Genomic DNA, 23,698 nt, shown 5'->3' with positions numbered 1-23,698 from the left:
GAGGAGCCGCGCAAGCGGCGTGTCGAACCATGTGGCCACAGACGGGGCCTACATGCTTCGAGACGCCGCTACGCGGCTCCTCAGGATGAGGACTAGCGATCGCCATTAAACACGAATTTCGGCATCTCCCATTTGTAGCGGATCGCCAGCAGGCGCAGCGTCAGGCCGAGCACAAAGGTCAGCACGGTCCAGAGCTGGGCATTGAGGTTGAGCCCGAAGGCGGTGGCGTAGAACAGGCCGGTCACGATGGAGACGCTGGCGTAGAGTTCGGCGCGAAACAACAACGGCACGTCGTTGCAGAGGATGTCGCGCAGCACGCCGCCGGCGCAGCCGGTGATCATGCCCGACACGATCACGATCGGCAGCGAGGCGTTCATCTGCAAGGCGACATCGCAGCCGGCCATGGTGAACACGACCAGCCCGATCGCATCCAGCACCAGAAACGCCGCATTGAGCCGATGCACCTGCCGCGCGATCAGGATGGTCACGAAGGCCGCAATTCCGGTCAGCGCCAGGTAAGACGGGTTCTGCACCCACATGAGCGGATAGTGCCCGAGCAACACGTCGCGGATGGTGCCGCCGCCGAGCGCCGTAATGCAGCCGAGCATGCATACGCCGGCCCAATCCATGCTGCGCCGCCCCGCAGCCAGCGCCGCCGTCATCGCCTGCGCGGTCAGCGCCACATAGGAAAGCAGATGCAGGACGGTATCGGTGGGCGGCAAGTTCCACATGGCGACCTCGCATTCAAAACCTTGGAATCAGCGGTTCCAACATTACGGGGTTGCAACTTTGGCGCGGAACATCCGGTCGCGCCAACAATTGTCTTTCCGCTTAGCTGGGATGCTAACGGAGGAACTATTCATGCAACCCAATCCAAACGATCCCTACCGCGCCGGTCTGAGCGATGAAGAAATCCGCCGTCAGGCCCGCTTCAACAGTCTCGACAATGAGTTGCAGCCCGACCCCGCGCTGGCCGAGGGTTCACCGAGCGGCGCCAAGGTCGCGATGTTTGCGGTCGCGATCGCGGTCGTGCTCGGCGCGCTGTTCTATGGCCTCAACAACACCACCGTAAATCAGGCCGGCACCACGCCGCCCAATCAGACCGCGCAGACGCAGCCGGCCAACCCCGCGGCGCCTCCGGGCATGCGTGACGTAACGCCACGCACCAACACCGAACCCGGCACGACCACGGGCGCCGCGACCAATCGCCCGACGCCGCCGGCCTCGCCCAGCACGGACATGAACAAGACGACACCGCCGGCCGACAACTCGCCGGCCAGCAAGCAGTAACGGCTGATAGCTGTGAGCCAGCCGCGTAGCGAGCAGCAATGCTCGCTACGTTTTTTTTCGGGCCGCGATGAATGAGCCCGATCGAAATTCGACTTTATCTCTTCGCGCTTCGCATTCAGGGCTGCGGCAGCTTTCCAATCCATGTCACGATCGCATCGATGACCGCGGCCGGCTGCTCCGGTATCAGGGCGTGACTGGCGTTCGGGATCACGACGATATCCACACGCGCCCCGAACTCTTCCTTGAGTTCGTTCATCATGCTGCGCGGCTTGAAAGGATCAAGCTCGGCCTGCACATCGAGCATCGGCGCCTTGCCGCCCGGCCACCACTCCGATTGCCGGGTCGCGCGGCCCGCCGCGAACTGAGCCTCATCCACTTCGTGATGCCAGCCGGCCAACCAGACGCGCGCGTCGTGGCCCGGAGCAAAGAACGCCATGCGCAGGGCCTCCAGCCGCTCCGCTTCAGGCAGCGATGGATTGCCGGCCTTCCGGACAGCGTCGGACAATTCCTTCGCTCCGGCAAATCCCGCCGGATAGGCCTTCGCGGCAGCCGCCACGATCACCACCCCGCGCACGAGTTCGGGATAGTCGGTCGCCGTCATGCGCGCGACCCAATTGCCGAAAGCGTGCCCGACGATGACGGCGGGCATGTTGCCATTATGCCTGATGACAGCGGCGATATCGCGCGCGAAATCGTGCAGCGACAGGTTTTGCATCGGACCATGGCTGGCGCCCGCTCCGCGGGGTTGCGGCCGCAGCACCCGAAAGCCTGCCTTGGCTATACCCGCCGCCAGATCGTCGAAATCCTCGGAGTCACGGCCGCGCCCGGGCAAGAGCACCACCGACGGACCGCGCCCCTCGGCGATCACGTCGATGCGCACATCTTGATATGCGATGATTTCCCGCGCACGTTCGGCCTGCGCTACCGGGGCGCTCAGGATCAAAAAGCAGACCGAAATGCCCGTGAGAACCAATTCGCGCAAACTTCATCTTCCTAACCAAGAGGATGCGGCAGGATAGTGCAAACGTCAAATGGGGATACTACGCCTAGCCGGGCGTGAGCGCGAGATGGACAGCAGGCCATTGGTGTCCACGACCGCGTGAATCTTGCTGGTCAGGCCTCTCGCGGGCGACCCATATCCTGATGATTGTTGTCCGCGATAAGGCTCCGTGCTGGTGCGCGCGGACGACGAAGGTATCAATCATCTGTACCGCCGCGTCACGACCGGCAGCAAGCGCATGATCTGGTCCCAGACGCCAGCCAGCCCTGGGAATAGATCTGCACTGCGATCTTGGGAAGGTCGTGGCCTCCGCTCGCGCCACAATCCTTTCGATTGCCTTCGGCCGCAACAGGTGCGCCAGCAGGCTCTGTGCCGCCGGCTTGCGTTTGGAGGAGGACCAGATTCCCCAGAAGAAAGGAATGAAGGGTGCGAAGCGGCCTTCGGCCCCGCCGGCGACCTGGCGCGATTACCCCAAAGGAGACTCGTCAATTGGCCGCGAACCCACAAAGAGAGCTATGGGCGATTCTGTAGTCGCCTCAGACGAAGCGTCTTAGGTAACGGGTTGGATACTTTTGGTGGCCGGCCAGTTCACGACGTGAGACTATGGCCGGTGCCTCAAAGCCAGCACTTGATTTCCTGCTGCGACGGGCGACAATGACGTCGCGCCAGCTTCCGGTGCCGAACTTCAAATAAGACGGGGAAAACCCGCTTGGCCACGGCAATACCGTCGCTGCGCGGGAGGGACCGTTATGACGGTAGGGTGCATGCGCTGGCTGCAACTCCGACCCGATCCAGGCCGCCGGTCGTATCGCCGTTACGATTGGGAACGATGTAATCGCGCCGCTGCTCTGCGCAGAATTCACCCTGTTTTGCGGCGTACTCGCCACCACGGCGCTGAAAGTGAAACACCAACAAATGATCATCGAGCCAACGTATTGCGCGGGCGACAACGTGCGCATGCGTTGAACCACGGAGGCGCGATAGACTGAAAGGGACTCCAAGCCGGCGCAAGACTGGCCGAAGGGCATCAGCTCAGACACACCGAGGGAGGAATGCATGACGACGGTAACCCGACGTAACGTCCTCAAGGGCGGCACCGCGCTTGTGGGCGGCATGGCCGGCATCCTGGCGGCCGGCAGGGCGCCTGCCTATGCGCAAGCCACCACGGTGCACTGGCTGCGCTGGACCGACTTCGTTCCGGCGTCGGATCAGCTTCTGCGCAACGAAATCGCCAAGGAGTGCGAGAAGGCGCTCGGCATCAAGCTCAATATCGAGACCATCAACGCCAACGATATCCAGGCCCGCGTCACCTCGGCGATCCAGTCGGGGTCAGGCCCCGACATCGTCTGTGTCCTCAACAATTGGGGGCAACTTTACGGCGAGAGCGTCATAGATGTCAGCGACCTCGCTGAGGCGCTCGGCAAGAGCCAGGGCGGCTTCTACGAAACATCCCGCGCTGTTGCCAATGACGGCAAGAAATGGATCGCAGTGCCGTGGTGCATCGTCGGCCTGCAGATCGCATACCGAAAGTCCTGGTTTGCCGAGATCGGCTACACGGATGGAAAATTTCCCCAGACGTGGGAAGAGTATCGCGAGGCCGGCAAGAAGCTGAAAGCAAAGGGACGGCCTATCGGCCAAACGCTAGGTCACACCTTCGGCGATGCGCCCGCCTTCGCTTACCCCTATTTGTGGTCCTGGGGCGGCAAGGAGGTCGAAGCAGACGGCAAGACGGTTGTGCTGAATAGCCCGGCAACGGTCGAGTCGGTGAAATTCATGGTGGCCTTTTGGAAGGACGCCCACGATGAAGGCGGGCTCGCCTGGGACGATTCCAACAACAACCGCGCTTTTCTGTCCGGGACGTGCAGCGCCACGCTCAATGGCGCCTCGATCTACATCGAGTCTCTGCGCAAGCCGGATACCTACAAGACGGAGACGGGCGGGCAACTGAAGGACGACATCCTGCACGCCGCGCTGCCCAAGGGCCCCGGCGGGCAGTTCAGCTATCACGTCCCGTTCTCGAACCTCCTGATGGGTTATTCGAGGAACCAGGATGCGGCGAAGAAATTCCTTGGCTGGATCCACTCCAAGGACGTCTACGACAAGTGGTTCGTCTCCCAGAAGGGCTTCTCGGTCGGCCCGACCACGGATTGGGAAAAGCACAAGCTGTGGGGCGACGACCCGATCATGCTGCCCTACAAGCAAGCGGCGCGCACAGGGCGCTTCGCTGGCTACCAAGGGCCCTCTACGCGCAAGGCAGCCGAGGTCGTAACCAAGTACATCATCATTGATATGTACGCAAAGGCCGTCCAAGGCATGCCCGCCGAGGATGCCGTGAAGTGGGCAGAGGCTGAGCTCAAGAAGGTCTACGTCTGAGGTTAAGCCGTCCCCCTCCCCATTTTTCGTGGGGAGCAAGGGAATCTTCCGGCCGACGAGGATCGAACATGGCAATAAGCGCGGTTTCCGACACCACGCTCCGCGAGGCGCCCCCTCCCCGGCGACGGCGCTTGCTCGAGGACGAGCGCTGGTTGGCGTTCGTGCTGCTGGTGCCGACCATCGTGCTGCTCGGCATGTTCATCGCCTATCCCTTCATTCGAGGGATATTGCTGTCGGTCACCAGCTCGCGCGTCGGTATGCCCGGCGACTTCGTCGGCCTCGCCAACTTCCACAAGATCTTCAATGACGGGATCTTTCGCACCGCTGTTTACAACACCTTCCTTTATACGGGCGTGACTACCGTCTTCAAGCTGGCGCTCGGACTGTGGCTGGCCATGCTGCTCAACCGTAATTTCCGCGGCAAGGCTTTTACCCGTGCTTTCATCCTGCTGCCGTTCATTATTCCGACGGTGCTCTCGACTTTCGCCTGGAAGTGGATGTTCGACCCGACGTTCAGCGTTCTCAATTGGCTCCTCTACCATCTCGGTTTGATCACCGGTCGGATCAATTGGTTGGGCGATCCGGACCTCGCCATGATCTCGATTATCATCGTCAACATCTGGCGCGGGGTGCCGTTCTTTGCCATCAGCCTGCTCGCCGGCTTGCAGACCATCAGTCCCGAACTCAGCGAGGCCGCCGCCATCGACGGCGCCAAGCCGTGGCAGCGGTTCTGGCACATCACCTGGCCGCTGCTGCTGCCCGTGACCATGGTCGTGGTGCTGTTCTCGGTAATTCAGACGTTCGCCGACTTCCAGATCGTCTATGTGATGACGGGCGGCGGGCCGGCCAACGCAACGCACCTGTTCGCCACCTACGCCTATCAGATCGGCATCGGCACCGGACTCTTGAGCGAGGGCGCCGCCATCTCGCTCGCAATGTTTCCGGTCCTGTTTCTGGTCGTCATCATCCAACTTCTCTACATCCGCCGGGTGGAGGTCCGCTGAGCCATGATCGAAGGCGCAAGGTGGCGAAAGTGGATGTTCTTCTACGTCCCCATGGCGTTGTTCCTGCTTTTCCTGCTGTTCCCGTTCTACTGGATGGTGATCACCTCGGTGCGGCCGGACGGCGAGCTTTACCGGCCCTGGAATTCGAGCAACTACAATCCGTTCTGGACCTGGAAACCGACGTGGGACCATGTCAGGTACCTGTTCGAGGAGACGCTGTTCGCATCGTGGCTGTGGAACACGACGTTCATCGCGCTCGCGTCAACCGCTATCTCGCTCGTGTGCGGCGTGTTCGCCGGCTATGCTCTGTCGCGGCTGAACTTTCCATTTGCCGGGAGCCTGGGCACCGGCATCTTCATTACCTATCTGGTGCCCCAAACGCTGCTGTTCATTCCGCTGGCAGAGATCATACGCAACTATCGGCTGGGTGATACGCCTTGGTCACTGATTCTGACCTATCCGACCTTTCTTATTCCGTTCTGCACCTGGCTCATGATGGGCTACTTCAAGGCGGTACCCAAGGAGCTCGAGGAATGCGCGCGCATTGACGGCGCCTCGCGCTGGCAGGCTATGCTCTACATCGTCATCCCGGTGGCGATCCCGGGCATCCTCTCGGCCGGCATTTTCGCTTTCACGCTGTCGTGGAACGAGTTCATCTATGCGCTTGTCTTCCTGTCCTCGCCTGAGCAGAAAACCGTGCCGGTCGGCGTCACATCGGAGCTGATCCGCGGCGATGTATTCTACTGGGGACCGCTGATGGCTGGGGCCCTGCTTGGATCAATACCGGTTGCGATCGCCTATTCGTTTTTCGTCGAGCACTACGTCGCAGGATTGACCGGATCGGTGAAGGGCTGACAGCACCACGGATCAAGGGGATTCGAAAGCGCGCATGCAGACTGCGCATAGGCCGTTGGGAGGCAGGTGGAAGCGAATGGGCCAAGTCGTCCTCAAGGGGATCAACAAGTTCTTTGACAGCGTGCACGCTGTCAAAGACGTCAATCTGCAGATCCGCGACAAGGAGTTCGTGGTGTTCGTAGGCCCCTCCGGCTGTGGCAAGACGACGACGCTCAGGATGATCGCCGGGCTTGAAGCGATCAGTTCCGGCGACATTTCCATCGACGGCAACGTGGTCAATGAATTGGCGCCTATGGACCGCGACATTGCCATGGTGTTCCAGAACTACGCGCTGTACCCGCACATGAGCGTGTACGACAACATGGCGTTCGGCCTGAAGATGCGCAAATTCGAAAAGCTCGAGATTGACAAGCGCGTGCTGGAGGCGGCTGACATCCTCGGCATCGGCGAATTGCTGAAGCGCAGGCCACGCCAGCTCTCAGGCGGCCAGCGCCAGCGCGTGGCGTTAGGCCGTGCTATCGTGCGCCACCCCCGCGTGTTCCTGTTCGACGAGCCGCTGTCGAACCTCGATGCCAAGCTGCGGGTGCAGATGCGTGTTGAGCTGAAGAAGCTGCATCTGCGTCTCGGCACTACAGCCATTTATGTTACCCACGATCAGGTCGAAGCCATGACGCTGGGGGACCGGGTCGTCGTCATGAAAGACGGCGTGGTGCAGCAGGTGGGAGAGCCACTCGAACTGTACAATCAGCCCGCCAACAAGTTCGTCGCCGGCTTCATCGGCTCCCCGGCCATGAATTTCGCCGCCGTTACGGTGACTGAGGCGAACGGATCGCTGATCGCCGAGAACTCCGGCCTGCGCATCAAGCTGCCGGACGAGACCGCGCAGCGCCTGCGCGGCCATATCGGACGCGAGGTGTTGCTCGGCGTGCGGCCGGAGGACCTCACCGTGGCGGATAGCGCTGATCTCGACCACCCGTGCTTCGATGCCGTGATTGAGGTGGTCGAGCAACTCGGCTCGGAAATCCTGCTCGATATGAAGGTCGGCGAGAGTATCATGGTGGCGAGCGTCGAGCCGACCGCGAGGGTGAGGGTGGGCGACAAGCTGCGCGTTGCCATGCGGCCTTCCAGGCTTCACGTTTTTGACGCGCAGACCGAGGCGGCCATCTAACGCCGGAAGTTGGCCAATCTTCTACTGGTGAGGGGAATTCGCTCAAAACCGGTGACCTCCCTGTCACCAGCTTCGACGACGCCCGGAGAGCGCGAGGGCACTTGGCCTAACCATTCCCGAGCCCTTCTTGCTGCGCGTACTGACGAGGTGATAGACGATGCCATTTGCTGCGGTACCGGAGTTCGTTATTGGCACATAGCGTCGTTTCGCTGCGATACGGAATTTGGTCCGCTATCATCGCATAGCGGACCTGACAAGCTCGGTAGATTTATCGCTTCACGGCCTAGCCGGAAAACATCTTGTTGAGTTCGCCGCCGGGATAGCCGTGGGCGAATTCGGTGAACGTGCCCTGCTCGGCCATCTCCTTTGACGCCTTCATGAAGCCGGCCCACGCCATCCGCGCCAGCGCGCCGCCGACGCTGATGCGGCGGACGCCGAGAGCGCCGGCGTCCTTCAGCGACGGGCCGGCCGCGCCGACCAGAAGATTGACGGGTTTTGGATGCACCGCCTTCACCACGGCCGAAATCTCTTCCGCGGTCGCGATGCCCGGCGCATAGAGGCAATCGGCGCCGGCATCGGCATAGGCGGTGAGCCGATCGATCACGAGATTCAGGTCCTTCTGCCCGCGCAAAAACGCCTCGCAGCGCCCGGTGAGCAGGACGCCGCTGTTGTCGGCATCGATCGCCTGCCGCGCCGCCTTGATGCGGTCGACGGCAAGCGCGCGATCGAACAGCGGCTTGGCGTTGTCGCCGGTATAATCCTCGATCGACAGGCCGGCGACGCCGGTCTTCACCGCGCGCGCGACATTGACGCCGACCTTGTCCGGCTCGTGCGCAAAGCCATCCTCGAAGTCGGCATTGACAGGGATTTCGACCGCCGCGCAGATCGCCGCAAGATGATCGCAGACGTCGTCGACGGTGACGCGGTTGTCGGCCTTAGCCAACGTCCAGGCAAAGCCGGCGCTGGTGGAAGCCAGCGCCTTGAAGCCGAGATGCTGCAAGGCCTTCGCGCTACCGACATCGAAGGGATTGGGGATGATGAAGCATCCGCTCTCGTGCAATTTTTTGAATGCGGCGCGTTTGTCAGCAGATGTCAGCATGGTCACTCCCCTCAATATTTGTTGGCGCCGCGTAGATAGGAACGCGACGCCCATTCCGCCAGACGTCTCACGCCACGACCTGGCGCAGGAATGTCCGTTCCTCCGCGAGAATGAACCTGTTCTCCTCGGCGAAATTGAAATTGGCCATGCCTTCGCTGTCCGCGCGCAGCCGCGCCCGGTAGCTCTCATAGGCTGCGAGACTCTCGAACGAGATCAGCGCAAAGGCGATGTTGTTGGTGCCCTCGTGCGGCATCCAGTAGCCGAGGAGATCGCCGCCGCATTTCGGGATGATGGTGAGCCAGTTTTTCGAGTACTGCTCGAACAGAGCGCGCTTGAAGGGGTCGAGCTGGTAGCGGATGAAGACGGTGATAGTCATCTAGGGCTCCAATGCCTGTTGCCGTCATTGCGAGCGCAGCGAAGCAATCCATTCCTCCGCTTGCGGCGCGATGGATTGCTTCGTCGCTTCGCTCCCTAGCGCAAACGCTTCGCGTTTGTCGCAGGCAATGACGGGAGGAAACTTCGAGCGCTCACAATACCCGCTTGCCCTACCACAATGCTTCGGCTATCATCGAACTATGAAAGCAGGTCCCGACATCGCCATGGTCGCCTCGCTGGTCGGCGATCCCGCGCGCGCCAACATGCTGACCGCGCTGATGGACGGCCGTGCGCTGACCGCGAGCGAACTGGCGCATCAAGCCGGCATCACGCCGCAAACCGCGAGTTCGCATCTCTCCAAGCTCGAGGCCGGCGGGCTGATCGAGCCGGAGAAACAGGGCCGTCACCGCTATTACCGCCTCACCGGGTCCGACGTCGCTCACGTGCTCGAGGGACTGGCGGGCCTCGCCGAGCGCGCCGGCCATACCCGCGTGCGCACCGGACCGAAGGAGCCGGCGCTGCGCCGTGCGCGGATCTGCTACGATCATCTCGCCGGCGATCTCGGCGTGCAGATGCTCGACAGCCTGCGCAAGCAAAGGCTGGTCCGGCAAACCAAGCAGGCCATCGAGCTCACCGGCGACGGCAAGCGCTTCATGGCGGAGGCGCTGCAGATCGATACCGAAGCGCTGGCGCATCCGCGCCGCCCGGTGTGCAAGGCCTGTCTCGACTGGAGCGAACGCCGCCATCACCTCGCCGGCACGCTGGGCGCCGCGGTGATGAACCGCTTTACCGAACTGAACTGGGCGGCGCGCGATCCCGCGCCGGGCAGCCGTGTCGTCAATTTCACCCGCACCGGTGAAAAGCGGTTTGCCGCGTTGTTCGGAAGCGAGCAGGCCTAGCCGGGCCGCTTGAACTTTTCCTGCGGAAACGCCGACCAAACGGCAACGAGCGTTTCCGACGAGATTTTCATGCCCCCCTTGCTTCGAACTATTGCCGCCGCGATGCTGCTCGCGTGCTACGCCCTGCCCGCATTAGCAGAAGAGCTGCCCAAGTTCAGCGATCACAATGTGAAGGTCTATACCGGCAAGCGTGCCAAGCCGCGGCTTGACCATGAATTCTGGCGTGACCGCAGCGAATCCTATCGCTCGGCGATTGAAGACGACAAGATCAACGCCGGTGGGCGCTTCATCGTCGTCATCCTACCCTGCGGCACCGAATGCCAGGCCCCGACCTTCCTCGACGTCCGCACCGGGCGGATCACGCAATTCTTCACCGTAACCGACTGGGGCGACGTGCCTGATGACTTCAAGCCCGTGGTCAGCCGCGCCGACAGCCGTCTGATCGTATTCCGCGGCCTGCGCAACGAGGAAGGCATCAAGGGCAACCACTACTACCTGATCGATGACCGCGGCGAGCTCAAGCACCTGCACTCGACAGACACCGGCGGCAACTTCAAGGCCGCACTAAAGGCCGAGTGAGGCGGATGGAGCTTCCCTTCGACCTTCTCGTGATTTCGGATATTGCTGGCCGGGTCGGTCCGATCTAGAGTCGCGCCATGGAAGACACGGTTACAGAAGACACCATTACGGAAGCGGTCAGGAAGCAGTACGAGGCGTATAGCTATCCGCCGCCAGTCGAAGACGGCGAGAAATTCCTGAAGCAGTGGGGACCGCTGACCTGCGACCCCAAATTTGCAGGCATTCAGCTGTGGCCGGAAGGCCGAACTCGGCAAGACCTGCGCATATTATGCGCCGGCTGCGGTTCATCCCAGGCGGCGCTGATCGCACTCAATAACCCGGACTGTGCTGTCGTCGGCATCGACCTTTCCGAGACCAGCATCGCTCATTCGAAGCGTCTTGGCGACCGACACGGCCTCGCCAACCTTGAACTTCGGCAAATGAGCCTGCTTGATGTCGGCGAGTTGAAGCGCAGCTTTGACCTGATCATCTGCACCGGCGTTCTTCATCACCTCCCCGATCCGGACGCCGGACTAAAGGCTCTCGCAGATGTACTCGATCCATCGGGAAGCATGGCAATCATGCTTTACGGGAAGTCGGGGCGCGCTGGGGTATATCTGGTCCAGGATATCTTGCGCCGACTTGGAGCCGGTCGAAATGCCGAGGGCGTCAGGACTGCCCGTGAACTTCTAAAATTTTTCCCATCGAACCATTATCTGATCTCGGCGACCGGCAAACTGCCCCATGATCTTGCCCACGACGCGGGCATCGTGGACATGCTGCTTCACCCGCAGGATAGAGCGTATTCGGTGCCGGAGATCATGGAGTTTGTTGAAGCGGCCGGGTTGGCTTTCTTCGGTTGGAGCGATAACGCCCTCTACTGTGCCGATCGGTTTCTCGGCGGAGAGATGCTGGAAAGGGTGTTGGCGCTCCCACCCGCGGAGCAGTGGGCCGTCGTCGACAATCTTACCGTGCTGAACGACAGGCACGATTTTTTCGTCAGGAAGCCGCAAAGCACGCGCTTCCTCACGCGTTTCGATACGGATGATTTTCTGTCATATGTCCCGCACGTTCGAGCCGGCGTCCGATTAGCAGGTGACGTCAACTCATTGATCCTGACGCGCCGTGCGCTTCAAGGGGAAGTCGTTACCCCGATATCGAGATCGGAAGCGCTCATGCTGGAGCAGATAGACGGAAAAAGGCGGATATCGGACATTCTTTCCCACCCCATGTTCACGGGGTCTGAGCCCGAAAAAAGAACGGATTTTGCGCGCGTCGTCTGCGAGCGCATGTGGCGATCGGGGCATGTGCTGTTTGGCCGATCCGGCTCTTAAGCTCCAGTTCAGCTCTTACCGAGATAGGCGACGGCTTCGATTTCCACCAGGACTTCCGGTTTCGCAAGAGATCGCACTTCGACAAGCGTGGAGGCAGGAAAGTCCCCGGTGAAGAACTCGCGGCGCGCGCGCCAGACCTCGGTGTTTTTCCGGATATCGACGACGTAGATCGTCATCTTTACCAGGTCGTCCATCGTTCCCCCGGCCGCTTTGATGATGCGATCGATACGTGAAAATATTTGCTTGGCTTGTTCGTACTCGTCTTTTCCAACTATCTCGGTGCCGCCCTCAAAGGGCCGTGCGACCTGGCCGGAGATGAACAGCATGTCGCCGGCGCGTATGGCGTTTGACCAGAGACCGGGGCCAGCCTCAGCTACGTCGGGGACGGAGAGTTTTGTCCTAGGCATTGCATTCTCCCTATGAATTGTCTCGGATGCGTCTTGCTATTGGTCTATCACGAGTACAGACAAGCGCGTCGCGCCTTCTGGCGACCTGCTATCAATAACAGGCGAGAAGACGAACGTGCCAGTATTGATGGCGAATGACCCGCGGCCATGATTGATGTTGCGAGGCGGCGAACGCAGGATTCAGCGTCTTCAACGTTCGACTATCTTGGCTTGGGACCAGGAATGATGGCCGATCAAACCAACCGCGTAACGCTTGTGCTAATAGCGCGACTGCCCACAGAGGGAATCGAGGACTTTCGGGCCTACGAGGATGCCGTCTTGCCACTATTGTCCGAGTTCAACGGGCGTTTGGAACGTCGTCTTCGAAATCCGAATGGCACCGTAGAGGTACATATCGTCAGCTTCGCATCCGATGCGGACTTCCAGAATTATCGGAATGATCCCCGGCGCATAGCTCGAGCCTGGTTACTGGAAAAATCGTCTGCGAAACTGGAATTGCTTCCGATGATGAACGTCCCCTAGTGGCCCATCATGGCAAAGCGGACGTTGCTTTCGTCGCGATGGCCCGGCTCATGCTCTCGCCAAAACGTGAAACGGAACGTCTTTACATCGCGTGAGCTCAGCATCAATACGCCTCCTGTCTTACAGGAGTGCTTGAGATGCGAAAGATGTGCGTCAGTGCGGCAGCGGCCGCTTTGGCCTTGATTGCGTTACCGCCTGCGGCATCAGCAGAAACCGAACGACCCGCGGCCCGCGAGCCCTACGGCATCGCACTTGAAGGTTTTGCCTATCCCTACCCCGTCCATCTGCTGCCGCTGGTGAACGACGGCGAGCAGGTGCGGATGGCGTATATGGATGTTGCGCCGACGCAACCGAACGGGCGCAGCGTGGTGCTGCTGCACGGCCGCAATTTTCCATCGAGCTATTGGGCGCCGGTCATCAGGACCTTGAGCGATGCCGGCTATCGCGTGATCGTGCCGGACCAGATCGGTTTCGGAAAATCCTCAAAGCCGCAAGGCGATCTGCATTTCGATACGCTGGCGCGGAACACGATCGCGTTGCTCGATCATCTCGCAATCGCCAAGGCCGACATCGTCGCCCATTCGCTCGGCGGCATGCTCGGCGTCCGCATCGCGCGCGCCTATCCTGACAGGATCGTGCATCTGGTGCTGACCGCGCCGATTGGGCTGGAGGATTACCGGCTCTACGTGCCGCCGACGCCGACCGAGAAGATTCTGGAGAACGAAGACAAGCTCACGGCCGAAGGCTATCGCAAGCAGCTCGAGAGCAATTATGCGCTAAAGCTGCCGCCCGAACAGGTCACGCCTTTCATCGACGCGCGCTTCAACATCAAGGGCAGCGCCGAATATCAGCGATGGCTGCGCGCGTTCGTCAGCTCGGCGCAGATGATCTATCGCGAGCCGGTCGTGCACGAGATTCCCCTGATCACGCAGCCGACGCTGTTCGTGATGGGCGCCGACGATCACAACGCGCCGGGCCGAGCCAATGCGCCGGAGGCGCTGCGCGCGAAGATGGGGCAGAACGCCGAGCTTGCCAAAGCGCTCGCCGCCGGCATGGCGAAGGGTCGGGCCGAGGTGATCCCGAACACGGGACATCTGGTCTTTCTGGAAGCCCCTGGCAAATATAACGAACTGGTGCTCGGATTCCTGGCCGCCCCGTAGCGTCAGGGAACATTCATGTTCCATTCAGGTCTCGGGACTAATTTCCGTTCCGTGCCGCCTTGCGGCCGAAAACGGGAGAAAACATGAAATACCTCTTCGCAGCAGTTTTGGCCCTGGGCACCGTTGCCAGCTTTAGCGCCGCAGAGGCGGCTGGCGGTTGTGGCCCCGGCTGGCATCGTGGCCCCTATGGCGGCTGCCAACCCAATCGCCGGGCCGTCATCGTGGCGCCGGCTCCGGTCGTCGTCGCGCCGGCCCCGGTCGTCGTGGTACGGCCCGGCCGCGTGTGTCCTTACGGCACCGTATGGCGCTATGGCCGCTGCCGCGCTTATTGATATTTTCAACGACAACAACAAAGCCCCGCTCGCGCGGGGCTTTTTTATTGTTGCTCCAGATCCCATTCGGTCCTGATTGGATCAGAACCGAATGGGCTCTGGATTCTTGTTTTGACGCGTTGTCTTAACGCGAACCGGTGTCCACTTCGCTCGACAACGCTTTAGATGATCCCTTGCGTCGGCTTACCAGTAGTAACGCCGGCGCCAATAGTGACGGCGCCAGTAGCGGCGACGCCAACGACGGCGGCGGCGATGCCAGCCCCAATACCGGCGACGCCAACGACGTCTGCGCCAGCCCCAGTGACGACGGCGCCAGCCCCAATGCCTTCGGCCCCAGCCGCGATGACGGCCGCGGCCCCAGCGCACTTCCTCGGGCGAGAGGTTATCGACCTCCTCGCCTGACGTGACGGCGGGTTGCGCATCCTTGTTGTCGGGCAGCTTGTTGGCGTCGTCGGCGAGCGGCGTCGGCATCAGCGGCGCGGCCTGCGCGCTCGCTGCGAGCGCGATGCCGCCCGCGGCAAATCCAAAGGCGAGTTTCAGAAAGTGGCGGCGCTCCATCACATCTCCTCCTCCGTAATGCTGTGTGCGAGAAAGAGAGTTTCGAGGCGCCGAGATGAACGCGCGGTGAACTGCGCGTTCAGCTTAGTCGTAATCGCAGTCAACCCCGGCTTATTTTCGATCGGTGTTGCGCGCAGCGGAACCTTTGTCGTTGCTGCGGCATTTCCGTGTCGCGCGCGGGTGTGGCGATCCGCCTGCGTGGCGAACAACTCACCGCCTCACGCCACCAGCTCTTCCGCCAGCACCAGCACCTCGCGCGTCCGCGTCACGTCGGGCCAATCGCGGTTGAAATCGGCGACCAGCCGCTTCATTTCCGGCCCATCGGTCGCGCGCTCGAGCGCGGCCTGGTCCGGAAACTGATACATCGCGTGGTGCAGCGCCGGATCGGTCGCGCTCCAGTAGCGCCACGCCTTCACCGCACCGAAGGATTTCATGGCGTCCGGCAGATGCTCGCACGAATACCAGGCGTCGAACGCCCTGCGTTTGGCGGGATCGGCGACGGTGGCGCGGACGACGAAGAAGGCTGCGGGCATTTTTGTTCTCCCTATTTATTGGCAAAGCGCACAGCGTGCCCACCATCCATCAACAGCAGTGCAAGAAATGGTGGGCACGCTTCGCTTTGCCCACCCTACGACACCTCTTAACATGCAACTGTCATATGCTCCGTGATATCAAGGCCGCGCGCAACGCGTTATCCGAGGTGCCACTCATGCCTGCCCGCCATCGCTCCGCCCTGCTCGCCGCACTCTGGCTCTTGACCGCGGCCCTCCCCGCCGCGGCCGACAACATCCTGCTGCCGCGCGAGCCGCAGATCGGGCCGCGGCCGTTCTATCTCGTCGACAAGATGAAGGACGGGCCGCTGAAGACGCAGTTGGCCCAGTGCACCGGACCGTTCCGCAAGACCGATTTTTCGATCGGCCATCGCGGCGCGGCGCTGGAATTCCCCGAGCACACCCGCGAGTCCTATGTAGCCGCCGCCCGGATGGGCGCCGGCATCATCGAATGCGACGTGACGTTCACGAAAGACCGCGAACTGGTGTGCCGGCATTCGCAGTGCGACCTGCACACCACGACCAACATCCTGACCGTGCCGGCGTTGGCGGCCAAATGTACGCAAGCCTTCAGCCCGGTCGATCCCGCCACCGGCAAGAAGGCGTCCGCCAAATGCTGCACCAGCGACATCACGCTCGCCGAATTCCGGATGCTGAGCGCGAAGATGGACGGCTTCAATCCGGATGCCAAGACGCCAGAGGAATACCAGAACGGCACGCCGCGCTGGCGCACCGATCTCTATGCCAATTCCGGCACGCTGATGACGCACGACGAGAGCATCGCGCTGATCAGGAGTCTCGGCGCCAAATTCACGCCGGAGCTGAAGGCGCCCGAGGTGCCGATGCCGTTCGACGGCGACTACACCCAGGAGAAATATGCCAGCCAGATGCTGGAGGCCTACAAGAAGGCCGGCATTCCCCCGAGCGACGTGTTTGCGCAAAGCTTCAATCTCGCCGATGTGCTCTATTGGGTGAAGACCGAGCCGGAATTTGCCAAACAGGCGGTCTATCTCGAAGAGCGCTATGAGAAGCAGGGTCTCGATCCCAATAAGCCCGAGACCTGGAAGCCCTCGATGGCGGAATTGAAGGCGCAGGGCGTTGCCATCCTCGGCCCGCCGATCTGGACCATGCTGACGCTCAACGACAACAAGGAAATCGTCGCTTCCGAATACGCCAAGGCGGCCAAGGCTGCCGGCCTCGACCTGATCGGCTGGTCGCTGGAACGCGACGGCCCGCTGCACAAGGGTGGTGGCTTCTATCACCGCTCGATCAGGTCAGCAGTCGACCGCGACGGCGACACGCTGACGGTGCTGGACGTCCTGGCAAAACAGGTCGGCGTCCGCGGCATGTTTTCGGACTGGCCGGCGACGACGACGTTTTATGCGAGTTGCACGGGGATGAAGTGAGCGTCGTAGATGGGTTAGCGAAGCGTAACCCACCAAAGTCTCGACGCGCCGGTGCTCCGGCCGGTGGGTTACGCTTTCGGCTGGCCCACCCTATGCCGACTCTCCATTTTTTTGAACGCGTGGGTCAGTCGTAATTTACCTTGGGAAAAAAGTCTCCACGCCCTTCGGGTGTCATATCGAGGAGACCCCATAAGGGGTCGGCCTGATCCCCGGCGCGATGGTGCTGATTGGGTTCGGTTGGTGCGAAGCTCATCTCCGAACCCCAGAAGTGACGGATTGCTCCGCCACTTTTCTTGAACACGTTGAATATTGTTTCGTCCCAGTTCTCCCCATCCGGGACGCGATGCTGGGCACGCAAGCCCTTGGGAAATCTTGATGTGTCACCAAAATAGTCCGCGTCGTAACTGTTGCCCGCCGTAGATACCAGCGAGAGATGGTTCCAGCCGCGCTCGTGAACCCACGCGGTGAGACGAGCGATTGGGGATTTCGCGACGATGTGAAGTGCGGCTCGCTGGCCGATGTGCCGTGCCGCGCCATCGATCCCATCGAGCAGGTGCGTGCAGCCGGGACATGGCAGCTCCCGCTCGGGTCCATACATGAAGCTATACAATATGAGCGTGTCGTGCGGTCCGAACAGCTCGGACATTTTGACCTTCTCAGGCGTTGCATTCTTGCCTATTCGCTCGAATACATAGTCCTCCTTTACCTCGCCACCGAGCGGCAGGGCACGGCGCTTGGCTGCGACAGCTTCAATCTGGGCACGAAGCGCGATCTCGTCGTTCAGAAGCGCGTTTCTGGCGGCGCGATACTCGGTAGTTTCGTTCGGGTAGCGGAGATGCTCCATGGCTTCCCTCCGGATTGAAGTGTGAACCCCACGAACAAACCCAGCCGTGAGTAGCAAGTTCCCTATTGCACGCGCTTGCCGCATACCCTTGCACCAACCCTGCTTGTGCGTCGATCAGCGTTACGGATCGATGAGTACTCCCGGGTTGAGCATGCCCTGCGGATCGAGCTCTCTTTTTGCTGCCCGAAGCGCGGCCGCGAAAAGCTCCGGGCGCTGGCGATCGTACCAAGGCCGATGGTCACGGCCAACGGCGTGATGATGCGTGATCGTCCCGCCCGCCTCAATCAGCGCATCGCTGGCCGCATTCTTGATCGCCTGCCACTGTTCCAGAAGGGCACCGTGGCGGCCGAGTGCATGGAAAGAAAAATACGGTGCGGGCCCGTCCGGATAGACATGGGTGAAGCGGCAGGTGACCTCGCCTTTTACGCCAGTCGCCTCAAGGATCGCTTGCTCCGTCGCCGCCTTCACCTTGTCGTGGAAGCTTTCGAACCGATCCCAGGTGATGGCGGTCTCAAAGGTGTCGTTGATGAGGCCGGCCGGCGTCAGAAACTCGCGCGCATAGGGCATGCGAATAAATGCGTTGCGCCAGATTCCTGCCGCGCCTTCGAGATGTGCGTCGCCGGCCTTCGCGGCCTCTTGTGTCCCGCCATGGTCGGCGCAGCATTCGAGCGCACGTGCCATCCAGGCATCCGGCGAATGGTCGCCGGATTCAAAGCCAAGCACCATAATCGCGACGCTCCCGTCGGCTGCGCCGGTGTTGAATGCCTCTTGTGCGTCGAGGATGCGACAATTCGATGGGTAGAGACCGGCTTGTGCGATGGCGCGCAGCGCGCGGGCCGCACCGAAGAACGAGTGGAAACGAACCGATGCGCCGGCACGGAATTTCGGACGCGGCTGCAATCGCATCCAGGCACGCGAAATCACGCCGAGCGTCCCTTCGGAACCTATGAACATGCGGTCGGGGCTCGGTCCGGCGCCCGATCCCGGCAAGCGACGTGTTTCCACTATGCCGCGCGGCGTCACGACCCGCAGGCTTTCAACGAAATCGTCTATGTGCGTGTAGAGACTGGCGAAATGACCGCCCGATCGCGTCGCGATCCAGCCGCCAAGGGTTGAATACTCGAAACTCTGCGGAAAATGACGCAACGTGACGCCATGCGGCTTGAGCTGGTTCTCCAGAGATGGACCAAAGGCACCCCCTTCGATCAGCGCGGCGCGCGATGTCTGATCCACCTCGACGACGTTGCCGAGATTGCGCAAGTCGAGTGTGACGGCCGCTTTATAGCGAACACCATCGACGCACGGCTCGACACCACCGCAGACGCTCGACCCGCCTCCGAACGGCGTAAGCGACGCGCTGACACCACCGGCCCAGTCCATCACGGCAGAAATCTCTGCTTCGCTACGTGGATAGGCGACCACGTCGGGTGCGTTGCCGTATTCGCCGAGCATGGCTCGCACGTAGTCCGGATAGGATTTACCGTAGGCGTGCGCGACGCGATCGTATCGTTCGCTCGTGCAAAAAGCGGCAAGTGAGGCCGGTGGCACGACGCGCGGCGCACGCAATGCCAGGTCCTCGAGACGGGGGACGGGTTTCGTCTCAAATGCATCGCGCGCAAATTTTGCGCGATAACGGCCGAGCACAAAGGCCTGCTCCTCGCCAGTCATGCCTTCGTCTTCGCGGCCCCAGCCGTAATGCTTCAGTCTTGCACCGCTCATGGCCTTCTCCCTGTCTTTTTCTATCTGAGCCGCCGTACCGGCTCTTAATTTTTTGAACGCGTGAAGGGCACGAAGCGCACGAGGGCGACGGCGCGTGCCGTCGTCTTGTCGGGGGCGGTTTTTTCGACGACCGTGAGCTGCTGAATGGAGTACGCGGCGCCCACCGGCATGACGAGGCGGCCGCCCACCTTGAGCTGCTCGATCAGCGGCGGCGGCACCTCGCCAAGCGCGGCGGTCACCACGATGGCGTCGAAAGGACCGCATTCGGGCCAGCCGGCAAAACCGTCGCCGAGGCGGACGCTCACATTGTCATAGGCGAGGTTCCGGAGTGTTTTCGTGGCAAGCTCGGCCAATGGCGCAAGGATCTCGATGGTGCAGACCTTCCGCGCGAGGTGCGCAAGGATGGCGGCCTGATAGCCCGAACCCGTGCCGATTTCGAGCACGACATGATCGGGCGCGACCTCGGCCAACTCCGTCATCAAGGCCACGATATACGGCTGCGATATGGTCTGGCCGTGACCGATCGAAACCGGCATGTCCGCGTATGCGATGGAGCAGGACCGTTCAGGGATGAACAAATGGCGTTTGGTTTGCCGCATGGCCTCAAGGACTCTCTCCGAAAGGCCCTGCCGTCCCAGACCACGGGCGTCGGAACGGCCGTAGGCACGGACGGTTTCGACCATGTCCGCGCGTTCGCGGGCGCATTCGGCGTCCTGTGCCGTCGCTTCCCGCGCGCCGGCAACCATGGAAAGCACGAGTGGCAACAGGATCTTCATGATCGTGCGCTCGGCCCAACAATCGAAAGCCCGTCCGCTGTCGCGGAACGAAGCGAACGATGCTGTCGTGCCTTTCAGCAACAAATCGGACGCCGTCCTCGACGGACGGCGGCGCCGATGAAAACTACTGTTGTGCGGACGGCAACCGCACCGGTGGCCGCGCCTGCGCTCTCGCCTCCCGTGCCGGAAGCGTCGACACCGGCTTCGGCTTGCGCGCGGGGTTGGCAACCGGCACCGGCGGTGCAGCCGACGTAGCCGACGTTTTGGGCCGCAGGTTCTGCTCGGAGACGTTGGCGATCGTGCGCGCCATTTGCTCCTGGTTCGCCTTGAGTTGCTCGGCGGTCTTGGCACTTTCGCGGGCCAATTCTGCCTGGCTGGCCTTGAGCTGCTCGATCTCCTGCTGCACGCTTGCGAGATCGCGCGCCATCGTCTGCAGCAACTGCGCCTGCTCGGCAGCGGTCGAAGCGGCTGCCGCATCTTGCGGTGCGGCTTGCGGCGAAGCCGGCAATTGCGAAACCGTGGCATCCGCCGCAGCCAGCCGAACGACAGGCGGGCTCTGCTGGTCGGCAGGAGCAGGCGCTTCCGACGGTGACGACGAAGCCGCGGCCAGTTGCGGGGCCCACCGGGCGACCATCGGCCTGACCGTCTCGCCATAGGACTGCCAGGCGAAAGCGGCGGTACAGACGCCTACCGTCAACAACAGGCCAACCAGGCCGCGTAGCGCCGGCCTGCCGCGCGATGGCTGACGAGACTTTTTCGCCTTCTCCAGCCTGGAAATCTGCTCATTGAAGCGTGCGAGCTCTTCATCCGCGCGGGCAATCTGCGCATAGGCATGCGCGAGCCGTTCATCGGCGCGCGCGACCAGCTCTTTCTCTTGTGCGGATAGTGCCGGATTGACGTTTGGATCGTTTTGCGTGGTGCTCGCCGGGGAATCCATGGGGCGCCTCCTGCCAGTTTTGCCGTCAACTGAACGGGCGATCGTCGGATTGTAGACACTCCCTACCGCTGTTTTGACCAAAGCATGGCTGGAGGATGGAAAGTCTGGGGCGATTTGGGCAACCGCCTTTCAAGCATCCAGGATGCCTTGAAGGAGGATCTCTCCAAATCGCGGCGCATCGATCCTTTGGTTGCTACGACGGCTCAGTTCGCCTTTCGGCCCAGGAAGGCCGGAATATCCAGAACCTTTTCCTCGATCGGATTGTGCACGAGAGCCGCGCGGCCGTATGAATCAAGGCGCTGCGGCGCCGCAGCATGCCGCGCGTGTTCAGCGGCCACCGGACGTGCTTCGCGGCGGAGCGGCGGCGGGCTAGCGAATTGCGGCTGTGGCGCGCCGCGCTGATCGGCGATGCGGCGCCGGTCGTTGGAGAGCCTGCCGGCGAGATCCGTCAGCAGGTTTTCCGCGACCTGGGTCTGGCCCGTCGCCTCGACATTGTCGATGCCGGTCGCCACGACCGAGACGCGGACAATGCCTTCGAGGCTGGCATCGAAGGTCGCGCCAACGATGATGTTGGCATCCTGATCGGCCTCGTCGCGGATGCGGGTCGCGGCTTCGTCGACCTCGAACAGCGTGAGGTCCCGGCCGCCGGTGATGGAGACGATGAGGCCGCTGGCGCGCTTGATCGAGGGGTTCTCGATCAGCGGGTTGGAAATCGCGGCTACCGCGGCGTTGAGCACGCGCTTGGGGCCGGAGGCCTCGCCCCTACCCATCATCGCCTTGCCCTTCTCGCGCATGACCGAGAGCACGTCGGCGAAATCGAGATTGATCAGGCCTTCCTTGACGATGAGGTCGCTGATGCAGGCGACGCCCGAATAGAGCACCTGGTCGGCCATCGCAAAAGCGTCCGCGAAAGTGGTCTTCTCGTTGGCGACCCGGAACAGGTTCTGGTTCGGGATGATCAGGAGCGTGTCGACCGCTTTCAGAAGTTCCGCAATGCCGGCTTCGGCATAGCGCATACGGCGCCCACCCTCGAACTGGAACGGCTTGGTGACGACGCCGATGGTGAGAATGCCGAGTTCGCGCGCGATCCTGGCGATGATGGGCGCCGCGCCCGTGCCGGTGCCGCCGCCCATGCCGGCGGTGATGAACACCATGTGCGCGCCGGTCAGGTGGTCGCGGATCTCGTCGGTGGTCTCTTCCGCCGCGGCCCGCCCGACGTCGGGCTGGGCGCCGGCGCCAAGGCCTCCGGTCACCTGCGTGCCCATCTGGATGACGCGGCTGGCCTTGGAACTGGTGAGCGCCTGGGCGTCGGTATTGGCGACGATGAATTCGACGCCCTCAAGCCCGGCGTCGATCATGTTGTTGACCGCATTGCCGCCGGCCCCGCCGACCCCGAACACGATAATGCGTGCCCTCAGCTCGCGAATGTCGGTGCCAGTCATTGTTGCCCCACGGTTGCTCCGCTCAACCGCGGAATGAAGGAAAAGGGATCGCTATCCACGAGAAGCCCTGCGGTCTGCTTCCACCAGGCTCGCTGCCACATGCCCAAGCCGGCGCGCCGAATTTCCGTGATTCTCGTTAGAACTACCAGCTTGGAGGGCGGTCCGCAGGGCCGTCACCTCGCCCTCAAGCCGCGCCGCCGCCTGTTTGGTGGCGGTGGTCTCTGCGGTCGCCTGCAGCAGTTCCGCCATCAGGCGATCGGCGCGCTCGCGTTCGTACTCGAAATCGGCGCGATTGCCCGCCGCCCTGGCCTCGAGCTGGACGATCTCCGCCTGCAGGGTCGCGATGAGTGCCCTCAACTGAAAGGCCTCCCCCGCCCGGTGACCGGCCGGAGGGTGTGGCGTATGCCTGATTTCAGCGAGATCGACGCTCACCAGGGCCTTCCCGTCATCGGAAAGCGAGCGCGGCAAGTGGAGCCGCCTGGCAAGCGAACGGGCGGCCGCTGCCGAGATGTTCAGGCGGGCGCCCAGAGCTGCGTAGGTCAGAATCTCAACGGACATCGGCTGTTCTCCCCGAACGAACCGCGCTGGAATCGTCTGATGATGACCGGATAGTGCCCAAGAGGCTAAGGCCACCATGGTTAACAGATAGTTAACCGGCCGGCCGCGCCGTAACGATTTAGCCACCCGCGCGACCGCCCCACCCGGCTGCGGGCCGGCCGGCGAAACCACCGGGATCGGGAACCCTGTTGCTAGCTGGCGCGGGATCGACAGGTCGCGGTATATTCGGCCATCGCGGCTGAGGCGCGATTGAGATGGACGACGAAGAGCTCGCTGACCTGCACCGATTCCTGGCCGAGTACCACCGCCGGCTCGCCAAGGAAGCCGTGCTCGACGTCGTGCAGCAATATCACGCCGACCTTGCCCAGCGGCTCGCCGACGAGGCCGCGTTGATCCCGAGGCGAACCGCGATCGCGCAGCGGCTGCGCGAGGGCGAGCAGCAGAAGCGGAACGAGATGGAGTGAACGGCTCCAGCGGCGCGGCTGACCCGCCCTACTCCCTGCCCGTTTCGTGAACGGCAAAGCAAGGCTA

26 protein-coding genes and 1 pseudogene are annotated in these 23,698 nt (G+C 62.1%); 13 read left to right on the top strand and 14 right to left on the bottom strand.

Features of this window, described 5'->3' with window-relative positions; translation table 11 throughout:
- Positions 1–92: 92 nt before the first annotated feature.
- Entirely contained in the window at positions 93–731 is a 639-nt protein-coding gene (locus CQ14_RS11980) for a trimeric intracellular cation channel family protein (protein WP_057858068.1), read from the bottom strand.
- A gap of 130 nt (positions 732–861) precedes the next feature.
- Between CQ14_RS11980 and CQ14_RS11975 the strand changes: the two genes are divergently transcribed.
- On the top strand, positions 862–1,290 hold the full coding sequence (locus tag CQ14_RS11975; RefSeq protein WP_063800347.1) for a superantigen-like protein SSL4: 429 nt from the start codon (positions 862–864) through the stop codon (positions 1,288–1,290).
- A 115-nt stretch (positions 1,291–1,405) separates the two neighbouring features.
- Here CQ14_RS11975 and CQ14_RS11970 read toward each other — a convergent pair whose 3' ends face one another.
- Together CQ14_RS11970 and CQ14_RS46110 are read right to left on the bottom strand one after the other, a co-directional pair.
- The gene (locus tag CQ14_RS11970) at positions 1,406–2,272 is read right to left on the bottom strand and encodes an alpha/beta fold hydrolase (RefSeq protein ID WP_199805508.1); all 867 of its coding nucleotides are present in this window, start codon (positions 2,270–2,272) and stop codon (positions 1,406–1,408) included.
- Positions 2,273–2,339: 67 nt separating this feature from the next.
- Positions 2,340–2,528: pseudogene (locus CQ14_RS46110) on the bottom strand (IS5/IS1182 family transposase); the annotation flags it as partial.
- An 818-nt stretch (positions 2,529–3,346) separates the two neighbouring features.
- Here CQ14_RS46110 and CQ14_RS11965 point away from each other — a divergent pair.
- From CQ14_RS11965 to CQ14_RS11950, 4 genes are all read left to right on the top strand, one after another.
- A complete protein-coding gene (locus CQ14_RS11965) occupies positions 3,347–4,663 on the top strand; it encodes an ABC transporter substrate-binding protein (RefSeq protein ID WP_057858066.1) in 1,317 nt (438 codons plus the stop codon).
- 68 nt (positions 4,664–4,731) lie between these two features.
- Positions 4,732–5,667: a carbohydrate ABC transporter permease gene (locus CQ14_RS11960; RefSeq protein ID WP_057858065.1), complete on the top strand. Its 936-nt coding sequence runs from the start codon at positions 4,732–4,734 to the stop codon at positions 5,665–5,667.
- 3 nt (positions 5,668–5,670) lie between these two features.
- A complete protein-coding gene (locus CQ14_RS11955) occupies positions 5,671–6,522 on the top strand; it encodes a carbohydrate ABC transporter permease (protein ID WP_057858064.1) in 852 nt (283 codons plus the stop codon).
- Between the two features lie 76 nt (positions 6,523–6,598).
- Positions 6,599–7,690: an ABC transporter ATP-binding protein gene (locus tag CQ14_RS11950; protein WP_057858063.1), complete on the top strand. Its 1,092-nt coding sequence runs from the start codon at positions 6,599–6,601 to the stop codon at positions 7,688–7,690.
- Positions 7,691–7,973: 283 nt separating this feature from the next.
- Here the strand turns inward: CQ14_RS11950 and CQ14_RS11945 are convergent, their stop codons facing one another.
- Positions 7,974–8,789, bottom strand: a complete 816-nt coding sequence (locus CQ14_RS11945; RefSeq protein ID WP_057858062.1) for an isocitrate lyase/PEP mutase family protein — start codon at positions 8,787–8,789, stop codon at positions 7,974–7,976.
- A 67-nt stretch (positions 8,790–8,856) separates the two neighbouring features.
- Complete coding sequence (locus tag CQ14_RS11940; protein WP_057858061.1) at positions 8,857–9,165, bottom strand: NIPSNAP family protein; 309 nt, start codon at positions 9,163–9,165, stop codon at positions 8,857–8,859.
- A gap of 199 nt (positions 9,166–9,364) precedes the next feature.
- Here CQ14_RS11940 and CQ14_RS11935 point away from each other — a divergent pair, with 199 nt between their 5' ends.
- The 3 genes from CQ14_RS11935 to CQ14_RS11925 all read left to right on the top strand — a co-directional run bounded on the left by CQ14_RS11935 (position 9,365) and on the right by CQ14_RS11925 (position 11,955).
- On the top strand, positions 9,365–10,063 hold the full coding sequence (locus CQ14_RS11935; protein ID WP_057858060.1) for an ArsR/SmtB family transcription factor: 699 nt from the start codon (positions 9,365–9,367) through the stop codon (positions 10,061–10,063).
- A 69-nt stretch (positions 10,064–10,132) separates the two neighbouring features.
- Positions 10,133–10,642, top strand: coding sequence for a hypothetical protein (locus CQ14_RS11930; protein ID WP_156434899.1), 510 nt, complete (start codon positions 10,133–10,135; stop codon positions 10,640–10,642).
- A 77-nt stretch (positions 10,643–10,719) separates the two neighbouring features.
- Positions 10,720–11,955, top strand: a complete 1,236-nt coding sequence (locus CQ14_RS11925; RefSeq protein WP_057858058.1) for a class I SAM-dependent methyltransferase — start codon at positions 10,720–10,722, stop codon at positions 11,953–11,955.
- A gap of 8 nt (positions 11,956–11,963) precedes the next feature.
- On the opposite strand, the gene CQ14_RS11920 is transcribed toward CQ14_RS11925, so the two are convergent.
- Positions 11,964–12,362 (bottom strand): RidA family protein, encoded by a 399-nt coding sequence (locus tag CQ14_RS11920; RefSeq protein WP_057858057.1) that lies wholly within the window; start codon positions 12,360–12,362, stop codon positions 11,964–11,966.
- Between the two features lie 147 nt (positions 12,363–12,509).
- On the opposite strand from CQ14_RS11920, the gene CQ14_RS45250 reads away from it, so the two are divergent.
- The 3 genes from CQ14_RS45250 to CQ14_RS42155 all read left to right on the top strand — a co-directional run bounded on the left by CQ14_RS45250 (position 12,510) and on the right by CQ14_RS42155 (position 14,376).
- A complete protein-coding gene (locus CQ14_RS45250) occupies positions 12,510–12,884 on the top strand; it encodes a hypothetical protein (RefSeq protein ID WP_245320306.1) in 375 nt (124 codons plus the stop codon).
- Between the two features lie 146 nt (positions 12,885–13,030).
- The gene (locus CQ14_RS11910) at positions 13,031–14,044 is read left to right on the top strand and encodes an alpha/beta fold hydrolase (RefSeq protein ID WP_057858124.1); all 1,014 of its coding nucleotides are present in this window, start codon (positions 13,031–13,033) and stop codon (positions 14,042–14,044) included.
- Positions 14,045–14,127: 83 nt separating this feature from the next.
- The gene (locus tag CQ14_RS42155; RefSeq protein WP_082649821.1) at positions 14,128–14,376 is read left to right on the top strand and encodes a GCG_CRPN prefix-to-repeats domain-containing protein; all 249 of its coding nucleotides are present in this window, start codon (positions 14,128–14,130) and stop codon (positions 14,374–14,376) included.
- A 183-nt stretch (positions 14,377–14,559) separates the two neighbouring features.
- On the opposite strand, the gene CQ14_RS11905 is transcribed toward CQ14_RS42155, so the two are convergent.
- Together CQ14_RS11905 and CQ14_RS11900 are read right to left on the bottom strand one after the other, a co-directional pair.
- Entirely contained in the window at positions 14,560–14,934 is a 375-nt protein-coding gene (locus CQ14_RS11905; RefSeq protein ID WP_057858055.1) for a twin-arginine translocation signal domain-containing protein, read from the bottom strand.
- A 218-nt stretch (positions 14,935–15,152) separates the two neighbouring features.
- Positions 15,153–15,467 carry an EthD domain-containing protein gene (locus CQ14_RS11900; protein ID WP_057858054.1) on the bottom strand — a complete coding sequence of 105 codons (315 nt, stop codon included), beginning with the start codon at positions 15,465–15,467 and terminating at the stop codon, positions 15,153–15,155.
- A 176-nt stretch (positions 15,468–15,643) separates the two neighbouring features.
- Here CQ14_RS11900 and CQ14_RS11895 point away from each other — a divergent pair, with 176 nt between their 5' ends.
- Positions 15,644–16,891 carry a glycerophosphodiester phosphodiesterase family protein gene (locus CQ14_RS11895; RefSeq protein WP_082649825.1) on the top strand — a complete coding sequence of 416 codons (1,248 nt, stop codon included), beginning with the start codon at positions 15,644–15,646 and terminating at the stop codon, positions 16,889–16,891.
- Positions 16,892–17,015: 124 nt separating this feature from the next.
- On the opposite strand, the gene CQ14_RS11890 is transcribed toward CQ14_RS11895, so the two are convergent.
- From CQ14_RS11890 to CQ14_RS11865, 6 genes are all read right to left on the bottom strand, one after another.
- Positions 17,016–17,735 (bottom strand): DUF899 family protein, encoded by a 720-nt coding sequence (locus tag CQ14_RS11890; protein WP_057858052.1) that lies wholly within the window; start codon positions 17,733–17,735, stop codon positions 17,016–17,018.
- 120 nt (positions 17,736–17,855) lie between these two features.
- On the bottom strand, positions 17,856–19,454 hold the full coding sequence (locus tag CQ14_RS11885; RefSeq protein WP_057858051.1) for an FAD-binding oxidoreductase: 1,599 nt from the start codon (positions 19,452–19,454) through the stop codon (positions 17,856–17,858).
- 44 nt (positions 19,455–19,498) lie between these two features.
- Entirely contained in the window at positions 19,499–20,314 is an 816-nt protein-coding gene (locus tag CQ14_RS11880) for a protein-L-isoaspartate(D-aspartate) O-methyltransferase (RefSeq protein WP_245320304.1), read from the bottom strand.
- Between the two features lie 40 nt (positions 20,315–20,354).
- Positions 20,355–21,167, bottom strand: coding sequence for a hypothetical protein (locus CQ14_RS11875; RefSeq protein WP_057858049.1), 813 nt, complete (start codon positions 21,165–21,167; stop codon positions 20,355–20,357).
- A 203-nt stretch (positions 21,168–21,370) separates the two neighbouring features.
- Positions 21,371–22,609 (bottom strand): cell division protein FtsZ, encoded by a 1,239-nt coding sequence (ftsZ, locus tag CQ14_RS11870; protein WP_057858048.1) that lies wholly within the window; start codon positions 22,607–22,609, stop codon positions 21,371–21,373.
- A gap of 51 nt (positions 22,610–22,660) precedes the next feature.
- Entirely contained in the window at positions 22,661–23,167 is a 507-nt protein-coding gene (locus tag CQ14_RS11865; protein WP_057858047.1) for a hypothetical protein, read from the bottom strand.
- A 254-nt stretch (positions 23,168–23,421) separates the two neighbouring features.
- Here CQ14_RS11865 and CQ14_RS11860 point away from each other — a divergent pair, with 254 nt between their 5' ends.
- A complete protein-coding gene (locus CQ14_RS11860) occupies positions 23,422–23,631 on the top strand; it encodes a hypothetical protein (RefSeq protein WP_057858046.1) in 210 nt (69 codons plus the stop codon).
- Positions 23,632–23,698: the final 67 nt, after the last annotated feature.

Source organism: Bradyrhizobium lablabi, assembly GCF_001440475.1.
Lineage (GTDB): Bacteria > Pseudomonadota > Alphaproteobacteria > Rhizobiales > Xanthobacteraceae > Bradyrhizobium > Bradyrhizobium lablabi.
Note: the sequence above shows the minus strand (reverse complement) of the source record. Positions and strands in the feature narration are given on the sequence as shown.